General features: G+C 54.0%; 12 protein-coding genes. 8 read left to right on the top strand and 4 right to left on the bottom strand.

From position 1 onward, the window contains the following. Window positions 1-2,109 (bottom strand): collagen-like repeat preface domain-containing protein (locus DFQ01_RS31880; protein ID WP_281271999.1); only part of this gene is annotated, 2,109 nt, incomplete at its 3' end. A gap of 5 nt (window positions 2,110-2,114) precedes the next feature. After that, on the bottom strand, window positions 2,115-3,737 hold the full coding sequence (locus DFQ01_RS11015; RefSeq protein WP_110043951.1) for a glycosyltransferase: 1,623 nt from the start codon (window positions 3,735-3,737) through the stop codon (window positions 2,115-2,117). 143 nt (window positions 3,738-3,880) lie between these two features. Here DFQ01_RS11015 and DFQ01_RS11010 point away from each other — a divergent pair, with 143 nt between their 5' ends. From DFQ01_RS11010 to DFQ01_RS10995, 4 genes are all read left to right on the top strand, one after another. Then, the gene (locus DFQ01_RS11010) at window positions 3,881-5,005 is read left to right on the top strand and encodes a glycosyltransferase family 2 protein (RefSeq protein ID WP_110043950.1); all 1,125 of its coding nucleotides are present in this window, start codon (window positions 3,881-3,883) and stop codon (window positions 5,003-5,005) included. A 35-nt stretch (window positions 5,006-5,040) separates the two neighbouring features. Further along, on the top strand, window positions 5,041-8,364 hold the full coding sequence (gene icmF / locus DFQ01_RS11005; protein WP_110043949.1) for a fused isobutyryl-CoA mutase/GTPase IcmF: 3,324 nt from the start codon (window positions 5,041-5,043) through the stop codon (window positions 8,362-8,364). 238 nt (window positions 8,365-8,602) lie between these two features. After that, on the top strand, window positions 8,603-9,163 hold the full coding sequence (locus DFQ01_RS11000) for a maltose acetyltransferase domain-containing protein (RefSeq protein ID WP_110043948.1): 561 nt from the start codon (window positions 8,603-8,605) through the stop codon (window positions 9,161-9,163). Window positions 9,164-9,349: 186 nt separating this feature from the next. After that, window positions 9,350-11,734, top strand: coding sequence for a polyprenyl synthetase family protein (locus DFQ01_RS10995; RefSeq protein WP_110043947.1), 2,385 nt, complete (start codon window positions 9,350-9,352; stop codon window positions 11,732-11,734). Here the strand turns inward: DFQ01_RS10995 and DFQ01_RS10990 are convergent. Together DFQ01_RS10990 and DFQ01_RS10985 are read right to left on the bottom strand one after the other, a co-directional pair. After that, complete coding sequence (locus DFQ01_RS10990) at window positions 11,719-12,606, bottom strand: DNA-primase RepB domain-containing protein (RefSeq protein WP_174812692.1); 888 nt, start codon at window positions 12,604-12,606, stop codon at window positions 11,719-11,721. The genes DFQ01_RS10995 and DFQ01_RS10990 overlap by 16 nt on opposite strands. 209 nt (window positions 12,607-12,815) lie before the next feature. Then, complete coding sequence (locus DFQ01_RS10985; protein WP_110043945.1) at window positions 12,816-13,358, bottom strand: NADPH-dependent FMN reductase; 543 nt, start codon at window positions 13,356-13,358, stop codon at window positions 12,816-12,818. Between the two features lie 316 nt (window positions 13,359-13,674). On the opposite strand from DFQ01_RS10985, the gene DFQ01_RS10980 reads away from it, so the two are divergent. From DFQ01_RS10980 to DFQ01_RS10965, 4 genes are read left to right on the top strand one after another with little or no spacing between them, the layout of a single operon-like run. After that, entirely contained in the window at window positions 13,675-15,117 is a 1,443-nt protein-coding gene (locus DFQ01_RS10980; protein ID WP_110043944.1) for an SWIM zinc finger family protein, read from the top strand. Between the two features lie 13 nt (window positions 15,118-15,130). Continuing rightward, window positions 15,131-16,960 carry a HEAT repeat domain-containing protein gene (locus DFQ01_RS10975; protein WP_110043943.1) on the top strand — a complete coding sequence of 610 codons (1,830 nt, stop codon included), beginning with the start codon at window positions 15,131-15,133 and terminating at the stop codon, window positions 16,958-16,960. Between the two features lie 5 nt (window positions 16,961-16,965). Then, on the top strand, window positions 16,966-18,057 hold the full coding sequence (locus tag DFQ01_RS10970) for an AAA family ATPase (protein WP_110044016.1): 1,092 nt from the start codon (window positions 16,966-16,968) through the stop codon (window positions 18,055-18,057). After that, window positions 18,015-20,390 (top strand): DUF5682 family protein, encoded by a 2,376-nt coding sequence (locus tag DFQ01_RS10965; protein ID WP_425452384.1) that lies wholly within the window; start codon window positions 18,015-18,017, stop codon window positions 20,388-20,390. Before DFQ01_RS10970 ends, DFQ01_RS10965 begins: the two co-directional genes overlap by 43 nt.

Below are 20,390 nucleotides of genomic sequence, written 5' to 3'. Positions count from 1 at the left end.
CCCATCAGCGCCAGTGGCCCCAGTCGCTCCGGCAGCTCCTGTCGCACCTTCAGCGCCGGTCGCACCCGTAGCTCCCGGTGCCCCATCAGCGCCAGTGGCCCCAGTCGCTCCAGCAGCTCCCGGCGCACCATCAGCGCCCGTCGCTCCCGGCGCCCCATCAGCGCCGGTCGCGCCCGTAGCTCCAGCAACCCCCGGCGCGCCATCAGCGCCAGTCGCGCCCGTAGCTCCGGCAGCTCCTGTCGCACCATCAGCGCCGGTCGCGCCCGTAGCTCCGGCAGCCCCCGGAGCACCATCAGCGCCAGTGGCCCCAGTCGCTCCAGCAGCCCCCGGCGCACCATCAGCGCCAGTGGCCCCGGTCGCCCCGGCAGCCCCCGGCGCCCCATCAGCACCGGTCGCTCCAGCAGCTCCCGGCGCACCATCGGCTCCGGTCGCGCCCGTAGCTCCGGCAGCTCCCGGTGCACCATCGGCGCCAGTCGCGCCCGTAGCACCATCAGCCCCCGGCGCACCATCAGCGCCAGTGGCGCCAGTCGCACCATCAGCTCCCGGTGCACCATCGGCGCCAGTCGCGCCCGTAGCTCCAGCAACTCCCGGCGCACCATCGGCGCCAGTGGCCCCAGTCGCTCCGGCAGCTCCCGGCGTACCATCAGCGCCAGTGGCCCCAGTCGCTCCGGCAGCTCCTGTCGCACCTTCAGCGCCGGTCGCACCCGTAGCTCCCGGTGCCCCATCAGCGCCAGTGGCCCCAGTCGCTCCAGCAGCCCCCGGCGCCCCATCAGCGCCAGTGGCCCCAGTCGCTCCGGCAGCTCCCGGCGCCCCATCAGCGCCCGTCGCGCCCGTGGCTCCAGCAGCTCCCGGCGCACCATCAGCGCCCGTCGCGCCCGTAGCGCCGGCAGCTCCCGTCGCACCATCAGCCCCCGGAGCGCCATCAGCGCCAGTCGCGCCCGTAGCTCCAGCAGGCCCCGGCGCCCCATCAGCGCCCGTCGCGCCCGTAGCTCCGGCAGCCCCCGGCGCCCCATCGGTGCCGGTCGCGCCCGTCGCGCCATCAGCCCCCGTAGCGCCGTCGGCCCCGGTCGCGCCCGTCGCGCCATCAGCCCCCGTAGCCCCGGTCGCGCCAGTTGCACCGCTACCAGTCGCACCTGTATCACCAGTTACGCCGGTAGCCCCGGTAGCCCCGGTAGCCCCCGTTGGACCAGCGCCCGACCCTGTTGGTCCAGTTGCACCTTGAAGACCGGTGGCTCCCGTGCCACCAGTTGATCCTGTTGCGCCAGTCGCACCCGTCACCCCGATGCCGGTTTCACCTCTTGTCACAAGGAGCAAAAAATCTGGTGAAGACCCTGGCTTCCCGGTTGGAGATGCAGTCGTCGTAATATATAAGCTGCCTTCATAGACAACTAGCTGATTGTCTGGATAACTTGGGGCATTTGCTGGGTTAAAGACGGTTACTCCTTGGAGTCCAGCTCCCGTAGCGCCAGTTGGTCCTGTAGCTCCTGCTGCCCCTGGATTGCCAGCAGTTCCGGCAGCGCCAGCAGGTCCTTGAATGCCTTGCGGCCCTAGAGGTCCTGGAGCACCGGCGGGCCCTTCTTCACCAGGAGCTCCAGCTGGTCCTTGTGGACCCGGAATTCCCTGCGGACCAACGGGTCCAATCGGTCCGATAGGTCCAGGAGCACCTGGAGCTCCTGGCGGTCCCGGTGGTCCAGCTGTTCCAGTTTGCGAACCAAGTTGAACGAAGCCGGTAGCCAGCCGCTGTTGATTCGAACGAATAAGGCTGATGAGCTCATCTTTATCTGGTGGATCAACAGCGAAACGGAGCGTTACCGCACCAAGCATCGTTAGCAGTTCCTCGGTAATAACGGCAGCGCCAAGTGGCGTGAAAGGGAATACTTCGGCTAATGTGATGTAATTTTCGAGAAGTGCAAGTAGTGCGGCTTGTTCCATCACTTCAAAATTAATGGCAAGCACTAAACGGCGCAGCTCGCGAAGCAGGGCGTTCAATTGGGCGATATTGCTTGGGCTCGGTGAGCCAAGAACAGAGGGGAGCAGCGCAACAAGATCATTGAGCAGCTTCTTCAATGCGTTCAGCTGAGCGGTCGTTATCGGAATTTCATTATCCATCTCATTCACTCCTTCAGCATGGTTGTCGGTATCGCTTTCGAATGGACGGCGTTCTCATCCTCCTGCCAGTCGATTAGTCTCGGATTGCTGCTAAGAATGGAATCATATTGCGCTTTCCAGCCATACCGTGCGTCAGGATCGAGCCGCTCATAGCGCTCAGCCTTCATTCGTCGATCCGATTCTCGTGACCAGCCCCAATGCTTCAAGCGAAGAGGAGACAGCGTTGGCAAAATATCCATTACGCTGCGAGGAAATCTGCCGCAGTGCAGCTTCATTTCGTTCCATACATAAGGAAAGCCCCCCACATAGCGAGTGAGAAAAGGGCGGTACGTTCGATGCGCCTGCCAAAATTCATCCTCCCGATACTGCTGCTCGTTCCAGAAGTCGTACAATCTGAAGCAATACGTATGCGCTGCTGGATTGGTCAGCAGGCCGTGTACATCCTGAGCGAAACGATCCTCGAAATACTCGTCTGCATCCAAATTAAGTATCCACGATGGGCTCAGCTGTACCGTTGCATTCCATTGCTGCCGCCGCAGCTCGATCTCATTCGTGAACTTCGACTGCTCATTGCGAACGTAATAAAGCGGAATGCCTTGCAGCCGCTCATGAATGATGTCGGCGGTTGCATCCGTGCTCCCGTCATCAATAATGACAGCCCCGTCAATGTATTCCCGATGTCTGCGCAGCGCCTCTTCCAGATAACGTCCTTCTTCATTACACGCGACCATCGATAAAACAAGCTTCGGTCCAGCTTGACGAACGAGAAGCTCAAACACAGACTTCGTTCGGCTGCTTTCTGCCGGCTCCGTCGTGCGGAAGAATTGATGCGCCTTGAGCAAATCGGATTCTCGATACACGTGGAAGACGGGATAATGAGTATCCACTGCCAGTTCAATACCGAGAGCAGCTGCGCGCACGCAAAAATGCCGATCCTCGCCCCACAGGGACAGGTTCGGAATACGCTGGAAGGAAATCGGTTGTGCGAGAGCTTTGCGACTAATGAGTGTACACGCACCTAAACCGCCAACTTCATAGACTCCAGGTGTTTGCAATTTGGCAAGCAGTTCACCTCGCGCTGCAGCAGCCTCATCTGTGTGATCGTCACTGCCCTGCCATGGCCAGTAATGATCTCTGATCCACACTTGTGGAAGCTCTGGGCCGTCGGGCTGCCAACGCGTCCAGAACAGACTTGAGACAATGGGCAGATCCGCATCCAGCAGTGATTCTACCGTCTCGGGGTGGAGGATCAGATCCGAGTCGACGAGGAGAAGCGCATCATAATCTCCGTCGCGCGCCATTTGGATCATCTGATCTTTCCAGCCTGCGATTTTGCCAATTAACGAGTCGTTCCAATAATGTGTTACTTCGTCCTTGTAATACGTCATTCGCGGGACTGTGCTTGACCTTCCAGCGATAATCTCGATGTTCGACTTGCCCTCACTTCGAATGGAATTGGCGAATTGCGCGAGCAGCGAGCTGGAAGCGGCATCCTCGTTGTCGTCGATTAGAACGTAATCGCATGTCCAAGATCGCTGCTGCAGTCTTTCTACAGCCTGCAGGAATAAAGCGAGAATCGATTTCTTTTGGCAGATCGGACTGCCGATCAGTACACGCCGCGCTGTCATCTCATCGCTCCCTTCGACATTAGTCATATTGGAAATTATGTTCCATAAATTAGTAGTATTCTTCGAGCGTGAACTTAAAGGGCACAGCTTGTCTTGCGCAGTTTAGGGGCAATTAGGACATATGGAGAAAGGAAAGGTGGTACATGATAACGATCAGTCTATGCTTGATTGTGAAAAATGAAGAGGACGTACTAGCGCGTTGTCTCGACTCCGTTCGAGATATTGCAGATGAAATCGTCATTGTCGACACGGGTTCGACAGACCGAACGAAGGAGATCGCAGGGGAATACACGGAAGCGATTTATTCGTTCGAGTGGATTGATGATTTTGCAGCGGCACGCAATTATGCCTTCAGCCTGGCCACCTCCGAATACATTTTGTGGCTTGATGCAGATGATGTGTTCCTCGAAGCAGATCGAGAGAAGCTGCTGAAGCTGAAGGCGGAGCTGTCCAATGCTATTGACACGGTGTCGATGAATTACCATCTGGCCAAGGACGAATACGGGAGGGTTACGAGCTCCCTGCGACGCAATCGGCTGGTGAAGCGATCACGCGGGTTTCGGTGGATCGGCGCCGTACATGAATATCTAGAGGTATTCGGTCCATCTCTGGCATCCGATATTGCCGTCACGCACGCGAGCCTGCGGCATGACAGCGACCGGAACCTTCGTATTTATGAGAATCGACTTGCGGCAGGGGAGAACTTCAACGCTAGAGATACGTTCTACTACGCCAATGAGCTGAAGGATCATGGCAAATACGAGCAAGCGATTGCGTATTATACGAAGTTTCTATTATTAGGAGAAGGTTGGGTAGAGGATAACATCTCCGCTTGCGCGAAGCTGTCCGATTGTTATTCTGCGCTTGGGAATGACGACATGATGATGCATCATGCGTTAATGTCGTTTCGATATGGAACACCGCTGCCGGAGTTTTGCTGCCGGATCGGGTATTGGCATCTGCAGCAAAATGCATACGAAACCGCCGCCTATTGGTACCAAGCCGCGCTTAACACGCCTCAGTCAGCCCAAACCTGGTCGCTGCGCAATGACCAGTGCGCCACTTGGCTTCCGCATTTGCAGCTGTGCGTCTGCTATGACCGATTAGGTGATCAGCAGCGGGCTTATATGCACAATGAGAAGGCGAGAGAATATCGGCCAACCGATGCGTCAGTGCTGTATAACAAACAGTACTTGGAAAGCATCCTGTTCCCGGAACGAAGCGAAGAACCGTCAGAGGTGCAGCAGGGAGATAAGATTTCGATCTAACAGTTTTGAATTCGTACAGCGCAGGGGGAGAGCTTATGCAGACAGATGTGTATCGCCCAAGCTGTTATGTCCGTTTCGTCACGGCAGCCGCGCTTTTTGATGGACACGATGCCTCCATTAATATTATGCGGCGGATCCTGCAGTCTTCCGGTGTGGAAGTCGTTCATCTTGGCCACAACCGCTCCGCTCAGGAGGTTGTTCGCACGGCGATTCAAGAAGATGTGCAAGGTATCGCTGTCAGCTCCTATCAGGGCGGCCACATCGAATATTTGACCTATATGTATGACCTGCTTCAACAGGAAGGAGCAGGTCATATTCGCATTTTCGCCGGAGGGGGCGGCGTCATTATTCCAGCAGAGATCGAGCATTTGCGTCAACGCGGCATTGCGCGAGTGTTCTCTCCTGAGGATGGACGCCGACTAGGCCTGCAGGGCATGATCAATGAAATGATCCGTGCATGTGATCACCCCACCCCGAAGCTGGCGGAGCTTGATTACGCTGTGCTGCAAACCCGTAATGACGGATCGATCGCGAGATTGCTATCACTTGCGGAGGAGCGGGCAGCGAGACATGCGTTGGATGCAGAAAATGAAGCTGTGATTGAAGCCATTACTACAACACAGGATGTACACGGAACACCAGCAGCACCTGTCATCGGCATTACGGGTACAGGCGGCGCTGGCAAAAGCTCACTCACCGACGAGCTCGTCCGGCGATCTATCGATCAGTACCCCGATCGGACGATCGCGATACTCTCGGTTGACCCATCCAAACTGAAGTCCGGCGGTGCGCTGCTCGGTGATCGCATCCGAATGAACGCCGTTCACCATCGCAATGTATATATGCGCAGCCTCGCGACCAGAGGCTCGAAGTCGGAAATCAGCGAGGCGCTGGGCGATGCATTAGCAATCGTGAAACGAGCTGGCTTCGATCTGATTCTGATCGAGACGAGCGGCATCGGACAAGGCGGTGCGGCGATCGTTGATCTATGCGATGTGGCGGTCTATGTGATGACAAGCGAATATGGTGCTGCATCCCAGCTGGAGAAAATCGACATGATCGACTACGCGGATGCGATCGTGATCAATAAATTTGAGCGCCGCGGATCGGAGGATGCGCTACGCGACGTGCGCAAGCAGTTCAAGCGAAGCCGCCAGCTGTTCGATGCAGCGGACGCCGATCTGCCGGTATTCGGTACAATGGCGAGTCGGTTCAATGATCCGGGAACGACGGCGCTTTTTGCTAAGCTCATGGGAATCGTGGAGAAGAAGACGGGAGGAAGCTGGCCGGTTCTGCCTGCCAATCACGAGATAACGGAAACCGACAGCGCTGTTAAGGCAGGTGAGACGAAGCATCGCCATATCATCCCGCCTGACCGAGCAGGCTATTTGCGCGAGATTGTGCTGACGGTGCGTCAATATCGGCAGCAGGTTGAGGAGCAGGCTGTTGTTGTTCGGGAATTATCCTTCCTTAAAGAAGCAAAGCGTCTGCTGTTGGCTCATTGTGGAGAAGAAACTGCTACGGAAGAGCCGCAGCGGCAGACCACTGAGAAGTTGGATACGCTGATTGCGCAATATGATGCGAGACTGCTTCCGGAGTATCGGAAGCGCTTAACGGAGTGGCCGGCGATTCGAGAAGCCTACCGCCAGGAGCGGCTAGTAACAAAGGTTCGTACCACAGAGACCGTGACCGAGTTGTACACGGAGTCCCTGTCGGGCAATCGGATTCCACGGATCAGCCTGCCAAGGTATACGGATGACGGAGATCGATTACGATGGCTGATGCTGGACAATTTGCCTGGCTACTTTCCTTATACGGCCGGAGTCTTTCCGTTCAAGCGAACGAATGAAGATCCGAAACGTCAATTTGCTGGGGAAGGCACGCCGGATCGGACGAACCGACGGTTTCATTATTTATGTATGAATGATGAGGCGAAACGGTTGTCGACTGCGTTCGATAGCGTCACCTTATACGGGCAGGATCCGGATACCCGGCCAGACATTTATGGCAAAATCGGCAACAGCGGCGTCAGTATCAGTACGTTGGATGATATGAAGAAGCTGTATGCGGGCTTCGACCTGTGTCATCCATCCGTCAGCGTATCGATGACGATCAATGGGCCTGCGCCGATGCTGCTGGCCATGTTCATGAATACGGCCATTGATCAGCAGGTTGATCGGTTTGCTTATGCGAATGGCAGAGCGCCGAATTCGGCGGAGTACGAGGCCATTGCAGCAGAGACGCTGCGCACGGTGCGCGGAACGGTGCAGGCCGATATTTTGAAGGAGGACCAAGGCCAGAATACGTGTATCTTTTCAACGGAGTTTGCGCTGAAGATGATGGGGGACATCCAGCAGTATTTTATTGAACAGGGGGTGCGTAATTACTACTCCGTTAGCATTAGCGGCTATCATATTGCGGAGGCGGGGGCGAATCCCATTACACAGCTAGCTTTTACGCTGGCCAATGGGTTCACATATGTGGAGTATTATCTATCCCGTGGGATGCAGATAGACGATTTTGCCCCGAACCTGTCGTTCTTCTTCAGCAATGGTCTTGATCCAGAGTATAGTGTCATGGGGCGTGTAGCGCGCAGAATATGGGCAACAGTTATGAAGCACAAATACGGAGCCAATGAGCGAAGCCAGAAGCTGAAGTATCATATCCAGACGTCAGGCCGTTCCTTGCATGCGCAGGAGATGGACTTCAACGATATTCGGACGACGCTGCAGGCGTTAATCGCGATCTATGATAACTGCAATTCGCTTCATACGAATGCGTATGACGAGGCGGTAACTACGCCGACAGAGAGCTCGGTGCGCCGAGCGATGGCGATCCAGCTCATCATCAATCGCGAATTCGGCATGGCGAAGGTCGAGAATCCGCTGCAAGGCTCTTTTGCCGTGGAAGAGCTGACAGACCTCGTCGAAGAAGCGGTGCTGCAGGAGTTCCAGCGGCTCCATGATCGCGGTGGTGTGTTGGGGGCGATGGAAACGGAATATCAGCGTGGTCGAATTCAAGAGGAGTCGCTCTATTATGAGCATAAGAAGCATACGGGCGAGCTGCCGATCATTGGTGTGAATACGTTTATTAACCGCGATGCGCAAGAAAGCTTGGCAGAGGAGATGGAGCTGGCCCGTTCGACCGAAGAGGAGAAGTGGACGCAGATTAACAATCTGGCATCGTTCAGGCAACTGCATCAGCAAGAATGTGCCCGTGCGCTGGATCGGTTGAAGCTGGTGGCCAAGTCGAATGGTAATGTGTTCGAAGCGCTGATGGATACCGTTCGATTCGCCTCGCTAGGACAGATTACACAAGCGTTATATGAGGTCGGAGGGCAGTATCGTCGGAATGTGTAATGGCATTAATTAAATGCGATCAAGCGTAAAGGCATAAAATTAACTGCATTAAATATATGTCTATGGTTAATAACATTAAATATCGCGCAAAGCCTGATTCTACGAGCTTTTCGAGCCTTTTCTGTTTCGACAGACAAGGCTCTTTGTGCTTGCTCTCTAGGCCGTTCGCTGTATCATCAGGAAGGTGTAGGATATAATGATGCAGGTGATGGAAAACAGTGGAAGGGGCGAATGTGAGATGACTTCAGAGAAACATAAAATGCTGCAAGGCGAGCTGTATTTTGCCGGTGACGAGGAATTAGTGAAGGACCGGATTAATGCACGTCGTCTGACACGTTTGTATAATGCGACGCTGGAGACGGAGTTTGGGGTAAGAACCGAGCTGCTGCAAGAGCTGTTTGGCACAGTTGGACAAGGGGCCTACGTGGAACCTGCTTTCCGCTGCGACTATGGGTATAACATTCATGTCGGCGACAACTTCTACGCGAACTTTGATTGTGTGTTCCTCGATGTGTGTGAAATTCGGATCGGGAACAACTGTTTCATTGCACCTGGCGTACATCTGTATACAGCTACGCATCCGCTGAATGCGAAGGAGCGCACATCCGGTGCAGAATTCGGTAAGCCGATCGTCATTGGCGATCATGTATGGATCGGCGGCCGTGCGGTTATTAATCCAGGTGTGACGATTGGACACAACGTTGTCATCGCATCGGGCGCAGTCGTTACGAAGGATGTACCGGACAACGTCGTCGTTGGTGGAAATCCTGCCAAGGTTATTAAAGAGATTCCGTTATAGGCTGCTTGTACGACAAGTACATGGAAGATGATCGCTCGGCATATGTTCAGACATGAACACCGTACCAGGGGTATGAAGGATGACGGTTCAGGTGCGTCAGCGCTTCTTTGCGTAACCAGAATAATTTTGCTCCGTATAAAATAGGCATACTGGAAGACGACAATAGAAGCTGAGGTATAACAAAATATGAATGTGCAATTCATCGTCCACGCCGATACTCGTTATGGGCTGGCTGAGCACCAGGCTGCTCAATACTTCGCAAAGCTCCATGAGCAATTGCAAAGTAAGTCTTATATAACGGCTTTAACGGAAGATATACAACAATGGAAGAGAAGCCATATCCGTAGTCGATCATGGGTATCCTTTCTAACGCGAGGTAGAAGGAAGTCGAATGCTGCTGATTATCATCGATATATACAGTGGTTGAATCATACAGACAAACTTGAAGCCTATCTGGATCGAAGCGTGTCCTACATATACATGCGAGATCTTGGAATGGCGCTCGATGACCCAAAGGTAAAGACGAGGATTCAACGTGTTGTGACCGACGTCAAGCATCGCTTGACTCGTTCGGCTGAGACAGGCCGAGGAGAAACGCCGACATTCATCAGTATGGTGGAGCTTTATCGATGGGCGCAGAAGGAGGGCATTGAGACTGCCGTTATCTGGGCGCTCGGCAAGCTGAAGAACGTTGCGGATCACATTCCAGAAGGTATGAACGCCGAGCATGCACAACGGAAGCTCATCAAGATAATTGTTGGTGTCGTCATGCATGCGGTTGAAGCGTTAACGGAGCAACAACCACCTTCGGAGCGCAGCCGGAGATTGGATGAAGCGATCAGGCTCGGCTATTCCTATGGTTTGACATATCCATTCGTCGATGATTTGCTGGATGCGCAAGTGCTGTCCAAGGAAGAGAAAGCACAATATTCCCGAATGATACGGGAGGCGCTGCTGAGCGGCACTGTGCCTGCAATGAGCGAGTGGGGCGGTCCGAGCGAGCACATGCTTCGTTTCATTCATGCCGAGCTGCGGGAGGCATTCGAGTATATTAAGAACCATCAGCAGTCCGACACGCAGCAGCTGTTCTTCGAACAAGCCTATGTATTCTTTCATTCACAGGAGATTGACCGTGCCAAAGCAATGACGAATGCAACGTATACGAATGAAGAACTCTATATTCCAATTATTTTGAAATCTGCATCTTCCCGATTGATCGCTCGATCTGTCCTAGATACCGATGAGGACGAGGGCTTCGAATATCGTACTTTCCATTATGGGATCTATAATCAGCTAGCCGACGACTTTGCGGATTTATTCGATGATCAACAGGAGGGTGCGGTAACGCCTTTTACTTACTATTTGGCTCATCGCGAGCAACGATCGGATCTGATCAATCCATTCGAATTGTATTGGACCGTCATTACCCACCTGATCCATGATGTGTATCATAACGATCCGAAAGCGCGTGAAGTTATTCTGAATCGTGCGATAAACGGTCTGAAGCGCTGCAAAATGCGATTGGGTAAAGAAGCGTATAACCGCCTGATGGCGATTTTTGCTCCCGATGCGCCGGCGTTTAATCGACTGATACAGCAGATGGTTCGGCAGGCGGACGATGTGGAATTCTTCGATAAGCTGATTCGAGACCAGCTTGTTTCTCATCTGAGAGAGGAAGGGAAGCAGAAAGATCAATTCGCAGAAACGGTACGCGTGGCTAAGGAGCAAATCAACAGCACACTGCAAATTGCGAAGAGCGAAGACATGCTTCCGATGAAAGAGATGCTGATCGATGCGGCCAATTACAGTCTTGCAGGAGACGGGAAACGTCTGCGGCCCGTATTGACTTGGGTGATGGGTGTTCATGAATTTGGTCTACAAGCATCGTCTATCGTGCCCTTATTACGATCGTTGGAATATATGCATACCGCTTCGCTCATCTTCGATGATTTGCCCTCGCAGGATAATGCTGATATTCGAAGAGGGCGTGCGACGCTTCATCAAGTGTATGACAGCGCCACTGCGGAATTAACGGGCTTGCTGCTCATTCAACGAGCGACGCAGGAACAAGCTTCCCTGCATGGTTTCGACCCGAACCATGTGCTTGCTCTAATCCGGTATTCCGCTCAGAAGGCAGAGGAGCTATGCGCGGGACAGGCGATGGATCTGAGCGCGAAGAAGATGGCATTGACGCAGGAGCAGTTGAATGCGATTTGCTACTACAAAACGGGCATTGCGTTCGAAGCTGCATTGGTCATGCCGGCTATTCTTGCGCAGGTGAATGAGCAGGAGATTGCAGGGCTGAAGGCTTACGCCTACCATGCCGGCATCGCTTTTCAGATCAAGGATGATTTGTTGGATGCAGAAGGCGATGCGCAATTGTTGGGGAAACCGGTCGGTCAGGATATGGAGAACGATCGATCGACCTTTGTAACCGTGTTAGGGCGGGATGGCGCCAACAAAGCGATGCTGGAGCATTACTGTCTTGCCATGGCTGCACTTCACAGCTTATCTCTTCGCACCGCTTTTCTGGAGCACCTATTGAATTACATCATTCACCGGGATCGCTGAGCTCGTTGTGCATCCGATCCAATGGTCAGTTGCAAGGCGTTCACAAGTTCATTTTGCGAGAATGGCTGCGATCGGCCCCATTGCTTCACTTTAACCATGAAGGGGTCATCAGGGTCTTTCATATGGTAGAAGCCCGGCACTCGCATAGCCCTTGAAAGGTTCGTAATTCTGGGGTCGGAGCTGAATTTTTGCACTAATGCTTTTTGAATGGGTACGAACTTGTCGATCGAACCATCTTGGATTGGCCAGTACATATGAAAGCCGTTTTTGGTCTCAACAATCATCGCATTTTTAAGGCTTTTACTATGGCGATTGAGATAGGCTTTCTTCAACTGCTCAACGCGAGATCTCGTTCTCTCTGCCAGCAAGAGATAACGACCACTCGGCGTGCGAGTGATGTTAACAGAAGTGACCGTATCTGATTGGGAGGCTTGGAGTGACTCGGCTTTCTTCATTGCTTGTTGTTTCGTATCCAGATAGGCCGACACTTTGTTCAAATCGACATCAATAAATTGTGCTCGAATGTCCTGAAAGTCGCTCTGGCGTGATTCTCGGTAGTTCACTTCCATGAAGATGGCATAACCTCGTGCATTCTGTCCGAATAGGTGAACAGGCTGACCATAATTCGAGTAAAGTGTAATGAACGGTACTTGAGATTCGATAAGATGAAAGGGTTTATATAATGGGATCACAGGCATTCTGCTATATGCGGAGTTGCTGTTACTGCTATACCGCTGGTAATGATTATTCTTTGCGTCATGGACCAGCACGAAACGGAGCTGTTCGTCATTCTTATAGCCTAGCTTCTGAAAGAAACGGTGGGTTGCGCTTAGGGGCGTTTGTTCAAGCTTCTTTCCATTGTTTCGTTTCATGTGAGTGCGTGGCCTCCTCCATCTAGACAAGCGTCTTCGAATGTTGATCGCTACACAAGCATATTCAGGACTTGCGTATGGAGTGAGACGAACATCACCCATTTCGCTGGAGGTCGTCTTGTCATCGATTGACCATCAAAAAAAGCTGTCCATCGTCGATTAGACGAAGGGACAGCTTTTCCATGTTTATAACGTAATGGTCGAATGAACTATTGACGAAGCGTCTTCAGAGCGCCGCTCCAAGCAAGCACTTGGTCGAGCATGCCGTTAACATTCGTCAGGTGAAGATCGTTTGGTTTAAATACGGAGCCGTTCTCGAAGTCCGTGAACAGGGAGAGGGCAGGATGTACGCGAACGTCTGCTACAGACAGCTCGCCAAGAATACCTCTGAGGTGCTCAGCAGCGCGAGCGCCGCCAACGGAGCCGTAGCTTACGATACCAGCAGCTTTGTTGTTCCATGCATCACGTGCATAGTCGAGTGCATTTTTCAAAGCGCCCGTAATGCTGTGATTGTATTCTTGAACGATGAATACGAAGCCGTCGAGTGTAGCGAGCTTCGCGTTCCAAGCCGTTGCTTGTTCTGTAGCATCAGCTTCACCAAGGAGTGGAAGTTTGTAATCAGCGATATCAACGATTTCATAGTTAGCGTCGCCACGTTTGTCAGCGATCCCTTTAACCCACTCACCAACTTGCGGACTTACACGACCTTGGCGTGTGCTGCCAAGAATAATACCGATATTCAATTTCGACATTGAACTTCCTCCTTAGGGTGTAATTTAGCTCCTTGTGTTAAGGTACCATCACCGTTGAACAGTTTTTCCCATAAGCTCATGGCGTTATACTAAACACATAAAAATGATAGCTTAGCCCAATTCCTTTTGTCAAGATACTTACAAAAAGTTTGTATTTGATTCGTTAATAGTTACTTGAGTACATCTCTTATAGATAACCCGCTTGAAAAGTATTCCATTCGGGTTCTTTTGGTTGCTTTCTTTCAATAGTTTGAGAAGAGGAAAAAACGTCCTTTCTGTGGAAATGAGTGTAATCCTGATCATTGCGAGGTAGAAGATGATATCACTTACAGAAGCTTATGTCGATAGTCTGGCTCCTAATGCAGGAGCGATAAAGAATGGCAGAGATCTCGCACGCAAAGGCAGCTTTCCGCTGCGATGCGTTACCGAGGATCAGAAGCTCCTATTCGGGGAGTGCAAGGGCAGCGGCAAAGAGCCTTACCGTTGCTCGATCGATTTCGTTCAAGAGGGAAATCCCGTTTACCGCTGCACCTGTCCGAGCAGGCAATTCCCATGCAAGCACACGCTTGGTTTGATGTATGCTTATGTATCCAGCTCGTCTACGTTCGAAACCGCTGACATTCCATCTGATGTGGCCGATAAGCGCGACAAGGCGGAGAAGCGGGAAGAGAAGAAGGCAGCGGCTGAGAAAGAAGGAGCTCCGAAGGCTCCGCGTAAAGTGAACAAGTCCGCACTCGTGAAGAAAATAACGTCGCAGCTCGAAGGGCTGTCCATCTTAGAAAAGCTCGTCCTTCAGCTCGTGCATCATGGACTTGGCAGCGTAGACAAGAAGACGATCCAGCTCATTGAAGAGCAGGCCAAGCAGCTGGGCAACTATTATATTCCAGGTGCGCAAGCTGCGCTCCGCGAGCTGTTGCTGCTGCTCCGGAATGATGACGAACGAGAAGCGATCTATACGAGCGCGATCGAGCAGCTCATCTATTTGCAAGCACTCGTGAAGAAGAGCAAGGCGTATCTAGAGAAGCGTGCCGAAGATCCTGATTCGCCAATGGAAACCGATTCAGCCTTGGAGGAGCTGCTTGGTCATGCTTGGCAGCTCGCTGAGCTGCAGGAACTGGGCCGCACTCGTTCGAACGTGGAATTGCTGCAGCTGTCGTTCCTTTCCTATGCGGATCATGCGCGCGGCGAGTTTGTTGATACCGGCTGGTGGATCGATCTAGCGGACGGTACCATTCGAGTGACCCGGCATATGCGTCCTTTCCGTGCTGCGAAGCAGATGAAGGAAGAAGACTCCTTCTTTGCTGTGGTACAGACCGATGAGCTGTTCGTCTACCCAGGCGAACTGAACGCACGCGTTCGGTGGGAGCAATCGCGGTTCCGTGAGCTGGAGGAAGCTGATTATCGTAAGGTCAAGCAGCTAGCAGCCGCTTCGTACCCGGACGTCATCAAGAAAGTGAAGAACCAGATCAAGAACCCGTTATCGGATAAAATGCCTGTGGCACTCGTCGCGTTCCAAGCGATTGAGCGTATAGGGGATACGTATATTTTACGCGATGCGCAGAACAAGCAAATTCCGCTCGTCACGAACCTGCTGGAAGCTCCTCATCAACCGACCGCTATTCTTGAACTGCTGCAGCCGGAAGAGCTCCAAGAACAAACAGCGCTCATCGCGTTCCGACATGAGCTTGATAGCAATCGTCTGGTTGCCCAGCTGATGAGCATAACGACAGACCGCCGGATTGTCCGGCTGTTGTATTAGAGGAGAGACGAACATGAGTGTAGAGCTATTGCAAGACTTACAGCATGAAGTTCGCCGACTGTTCATTGCCGGCAGCGCGTTGGCGCAAGGAGATGTTCGCTTAGCGAAGCTGCAGCCGCAACTTAAGAAGCTTGGCGAGGCTGCGCCCGTCTTCAATCGGATCGCGGAAGCTTCCGATGCGGTGCTTAACGCTTCTCGCGAAGACAGCGCTGTGAAGCTGCTAGAGCTGTCGAAATTGCTAAGTGCTGTCCTGCATACACAGGGAAAGACGGAAACCGCAGGCGATCGACAGCCCATTCCAAGCTTGGGCATCGCATTATCTACAGATGTTCCGTATCGCCGATTGAAGCCGCTGCTGGAGCAGCTCACGACCAAAGGGCAAGGAAGGCTGGAGCAGCTGCGTCATTCCATTCTCGATAACAGCTACCTCGATCTTCGCGCAATGCCCGTCATGTGCAGCGCCCTCGATGAGACCTATCCGGAAATTGCGGACCTGATCGCAGAGACGATTGCGACAGGCTATGGTCAGAAGGCTGTCTCTGTGCTTCAGGAGCAGATTAATTTACAAGGCGGCAAGGGCGATGTGCGGCGTTTGAAGCTCCTTCATCGCTTGATCGGCGATTCAGCGGAGGAACTGGTGCTGGACGCTGCCGTTAACGGCGCTGTTGATATAAAGGTCGCTGCGATCGAAATGCTCAGCAAACGTCCGCAGCACGAGATGCTTTTACTGGAGTTAAGCCGTGATAAACGCAAAGAGGTTCGCCAAGCGGCGCTTGATACGCTAGCGTCGATCGGAACAAAAGAAGCGTTGGACCGTCTGCAAGAGGCATTGTCGAGCAAGGATCGCGAGCTTGCCATCGAACCGATTCGGCGTGCGAATTCCACTGCACTGCTTGGACGTATCATTGCACAGGCGGAGCGCAGCTTCGATCAGTTTGCCGCCGCCGAAGGCAAGGAGCGCAGCAAGCTGGCAGAGCAGCTGCATGCGGAGCTTCTTTGTTTGCATGGCAGCGGGTCAGAGCTTATCGGCGCAGGACCTTCTTGGAAGCGTCACGTCACGGTATCGCCTGCTAGCGTACATATCGCAGAAGATGTCATCGCACTGCTCCGCCGCATGCTGACAACGCCTGGTTTCTTCGCCTCCGAGACCGAAGTGCTGCAGGAGAATGCAGCCGAGCTGCTGCTATCTTTGAATACGGAGGAAGCGAACCGCTTCTTGTTGTCATTGGATGCCGTAATGAACACCTGCATGGCGGGTTATTTGTTCCGTGCGGGCTACCGTCTCCTAACGCCAACCGAGCTGTTCGATCGGTTCTCGGGCGTACTTGCAAATCCTTCGTCAATCGCGTCCAAGGAGATCATTCGCGCAGTGTCGCTCATTACGCAGGAGCAGCTGTCAGCCGTTGAGGAAGATGAAGATTTGATCGTTCCGGCGAATAGCTGGGATTCTCGGTGGGTGCATACGTGGGTACAAGCGGACTCGCTAGAGCTTGTTCTCCTCTTCACGCAGACGGAGGATGCGCAAGTGACTACCTATTTGACGTCCAAACTGACGAAAAATGCTAGGCTTCATGATTCGAGCATTCAACGCATTTTGATCACTTTGTTCCGTATCCGTTATACAGATGCGCCGCAGCTACTGTTCCAGCTGATGGAGGCAAGGAGCTTCTATTACATGGATGCTCCGCTTCGGAAGCTCATCGCTTCCGTTCCTAGAAGCTATATTCCTAGACTTCGTGCAATCGCTGAGAAGCACCCTTACAACGCCAACGAACTGACTGCACTAGCTGACGCCATGGAAGCCGCGCCGGCCGAAATCATTGAGGAGAGTGGAACTGCATGATGGAGATGGATAACAAGCAAGCTGTCTTAAGATTACCCGCGGAGAAGCTGTACGCGCACGAGCTCGAAGCGCTGCGAGCAGCGGATCAAGATACGAAGCCGGCAGGATGGCAGCTGTCCCCGCGATCGGTGCTGACCTTCCTGACGGGCGGCGAAGTGGGGGGCGTGACAATCACGCCGAAGTATATCGGCAACAAACGTCTGATCGAGATGGCGATTGCAACGCTGCTGACGGACCGCGCGCTTCTGCTGATTGGCGAACCAGGAACGGCCAAGTCGTGGCTTTCTGAAAATTTAACGGCCGCCATTCACGGCGACTCGTCCAAAGTGGTGCAGGGTACGGCAGGCACGAGCGAGGAGCATGTGCGATATTCATGGAACTACGCGCTCCTGCTTGCGCAGGGCCCGTCTGATCAAGCGCTCATACGCAGTCCGATACTTCGCGCCATGGAGAGCGGCGGCATCGCTCGCTTCGAGGAAATCTCGCGCTGCGCTTCGGAGGTTCAGGATGCGCTTATCTCGATCCTGTCCGAGAAGACGATCGCGATCCCGGAGCTTGGCCGCGAAGTGTCGGCGCAGCGCGGCTTCTCGATCATCGCGACTGCCAATACGCGCGACCGTGGCGTTAACGAAATGTCCGCCGCGCTGAAACGGCGGTTCAATATTATCGTCCTGCCGGCGCCATCGAGTCTCGAGACCGAGATCGACATCGTCCGCCGCCGTGTAGGCGAGATCTCTGCCAGCTATGAGCTGCGCGCGACGCAGCCGGATGAAGAGGCGATTCGCAAGGTCGTGACGATATTCCGCGAGCTGCGCAGCGGTGTGACGTTGGACGGCAAGGAGAAGGTGAAGCCGCCAAGCGGCGTGATCTCGACCGCAGAAGCGATCTCACTGCTCACCGGCAGCATGGCACTGGCGGGCAGCTTCGGCACCGGACAGCTGACGGATGAGGATATTGCGGCTGGCCTGCAAGGCGCAATTGTCAAGGACGATGCGAAGGATCAGCTGGTGTGGAAGGAATATCTCGATAATGTAATGAAAAAACGGGGTGCAACATGGCGAAGCCTGTACAGCGCATGCTCGGAGATGAATGGGTGAGCGGCTCCGCACGCGGACCGCATTATTGGGGCATCCGGCATCTGTCGCCAGCAGGTGCCTATCATTTGCTCAGTCTGCTGAAGGAAGTGAAGCCGACGGCGGTTCTGATCGAAGGGCCAAGCGACGCGGGGCACCTGGCATCGCAATTGGTGGCACGCGGCGTCGTGCCGCCCGTAGCTATGCTTGCGTATACGGAACAGCTGCCGGTGCGAACGCTGCTGTATCCTTTTGCCGACTATTCGCCTGAATATCAGGCTCTGTTGTGGGCGCAGCGGAACGGATGCCACGCGGAATTTATTGATCTGCCTACCGATGTGTCGCTTGCCTTGCAGGATCTGCGCCGCATGCCAATCGCGGCCGAGGAAGCTGTGGCGGAAGCAGACGAGCCTGCTGAAGGGATGAGCTTCGGTTTGGTCCAACGTGATTTGTACGCCCGTATCGCAGAGCTGTCCGGCGAGCCGGATTATGAAGCGTATTGGGAACGCTGCTACGAGCATCTTGCTTCGCCGGAAGCATATCAGCAAGCGATCGTACATTTCTCTTCGGAGTTTCGAGATATGACGGAAGAAGCGGAGCTGAAGAGCGCTCCGCAGGAGGTCGCCTATAACGAAATTCGCGAAGCTTATATGCGCCGCAAGATTCACGATACGATTGCCAGCGGCCATCAGGCCGATAGGATCGTCGTAATCAGTGGAGCGCATCATACGCCTGCGCTGACGCTTCAGCTTCCGCTCATGACAGACGAACAAATCAAGAAGCTGCCTCGCGTGCCGACACGGATGACGTTGATGCCATACTCGTATTACAAGCTTTCCTCGCATTCAGGTTATGGAGCGGGCAATATGGCACCAGCCTATTACGAGCTGCTGTGGCAGAGCATGCAGCATGGTGAGCTCGAGAAGCTGCCTGCATTGTATTTGTCTGCTGTGGCACAGCAATTACGCGAACGCGGAACATGGCGTTCGACTGCTTCGGTTATCGAAGGTGTGCGATTGGCAGAGGCGCTTGCTTCGATGCATGGAGGATCACGGCCGACTTGGCGCGATCTTCGCGATGCCGCTACGGTGCTGTTCGGGCATGGAGAATTGAGCGTTGTAGCTGAAGCGCTCGCTCGAATCGATATTGGCACGGCGATCGGCAGTCTGCCGGAAGGGGTCAGTCAGACACCGGTGCAGGACGACCTGAACCGCCAATTGAAGCGGCTGAAGCTGGAGAAATACAAGTCGCTCGTCTCCGCAGAATTGGAGCTCGATCTGCGCGAGAATCGACGGGTGAAATCGGAGGAAGCCGCATATTTAGACTTGAACCGATCGGTATTTCTCCACCGTCTGCAAACGCTGGGCATTCGATTCGCACGCAAAGGTCATGTTCGTCAGACCGATGCGACGTGGGCGGAGCATTGGGTGCTGCATTGGTCGCCGGAGGCGGAGATCGAGACGGTCGAGTCGACCTTAAAGGGCGAGACGATCGAGCTGGCTGCAGCGTATGTCATCCACGAGGAGCTGCTTGCCTGCACGGATATCGCCTCGGCAGCGAAGCTCATTCGCAAGTCTTGCGATTGCGGACTTCCGCAGGTGATGGGTCAGGCGACGCATGCGCTTCAGCAGCTTGCGGTTGATGCGGCTAATTTCGAGCAAATTGCAATGACGGTTCATGAGCTGTCCATTCTGCTGCAATATGGTTCGATTCGTCGTATCGATACCGAGTCGCTGGTGCCATTGATGCAGCAGCTGTTTCTGCGCGGTACGCTGCTGCTGGTGGAAGCGGCAGGCTGCAACGATGCTGCTGCCGCTGGAATGGTAAGCGCGATTCATGCGATGAGCACGGTTGCGCAGGAGCATTATCGGGAAGTGGATGAGCAGCTGTGGACTGCGAAGCTGAAAGAGCTGGCCGCACGGGATGACCGTAATGCTAAGCTGTCGGGATACGCTTTCTCCATTCTATTAGAACGTCACGAAGCAGGCGAAGACGAATGTGCGCAGGAGGTATCGCGGCGGCTGTCGCCAGGCATACCGGCAGACATCGGAGCCGGCTGGTTCGAAGGGTTGTCGATGCGCAATCGGTATGGGCTGCTGTCTCGTCCTTATCTATGGCGGGAGCTGGACGCCTATATCAGTTCGCTCGACGATGAGCCCTTCAAGCGCTCGCTCGTATTTCTACGCCGCGCATTTGGCTCGTTCGAGCCGCGGGAGAAGGCTGCGATTGCTGAATTGCTGGGCGACCTATGGGGCGCTGGGGCGGAAACCGTCGGCGAGGCGCTGCAGCAGCCATTGAACGAGGAAGAGAAGGTGCAGCTCGATGAACTTAACGATTTTGATTTTGGAGACCTGTAG

This window comes from Paenibacillus cellulosilyticus, assembly GCF_003182255.1.
Classification (GTDB): domain Bacteria; phylum Bacillota; class Bacilli; order Paenibacillales; family Paenibacillaceae; genus Paenibacillus_T; species Paenibacillus_T cellulosilyticus.
Note: the sequence above shows the minus strand (reverse complement) of the source record. Positions and strands in the feature narration are given on the sequence as shown.

What these genes read in the sequence shown, in the direction of transcription:
- DFQ01_RS11015 (WP_110043951.1), bottom strand. Translation starts at nt 3,737, where the DNA reads ATGACAGCGCGGCGTGTACTGATCGGCAGTCCGATCTGCCAAAAGAAA.
- DFQ01_RS11010 (WP_110043950.1), top strand. Translation starts at nt 3,881, where the DNA reads ATGATAACGATCAGTCTATGCTTGATTGTGAAAAATGAAGAGGACGTA.
- icmF (WP_110043949.1), top strand. Translation starts at nt 5,041, where the DNA reads ATGCAGACAGATGTGTATCGCCCAAGCTGTTATGTCCGTTTCGTCACG.
- DFQ01_RS11000 (WP_110043948.1), top strand. Translation starts at nt 8,603, where the DNA reads ATGACTTCAGAGAAACATAAAATGCTGCAAGGCGAGCTGTATTTTGCC.
- DFQ01_RS10995 (WP_110043947.1), top strand. Translation starts at nt 9,350, where the DNA reads ATGAATGTGCAATTCATCGTCCACGCCGATACTCGTTATGGGCTGGCT.
- DFQ01_RS10990 (WP_174812692.1), bottom strand. Translation starts at nt 12,606, where the DNA reads ATGAAACGAAACAATGGAAAGAAGCTTGAACAAACGCCCCTAAGCGCA.
- DFQ01_RS10985 (WP_110043945.1), bottom strand. Translation starts at nt 13,358, where the DNA reads ATGTCGAAATTGAATATCGGTATTATTCTTGGCAGCACACGCCAAGGT.
- DFQ01_RS10980 (WP_110043944.1), top strand. Translation starts at nt 13,675, where the DNA reads ATGATATCACTTACAGAAGCTTATGTCGATAGTCTGGCTCCTAATGCA.
- DFQ01_RS10975 (WP_110043943.1), top strand. Translation starts at nt 15,131, where the DNA reads ATGAGTGTAGAGCTATTGCAAGACTTACAGCATGAAGTTCGCCGACTG.
- DFQ01_RS10970 (WP_110044016.1), top strand. Translation starts at nt 16,966, where the DNA reads ATGGATAACAAGCAAGCTGTCTTAAGATTACCCGCGGAGAAGCTGTAC.
- DFQ01_RS10965 (WP_425452384.1), top strand. Translation starts at nt 18,015, where the DNA reads ATGGCGAAGCCTGTACAGCGCATGCTCGGAGATGAATGGGTGAGCGGC.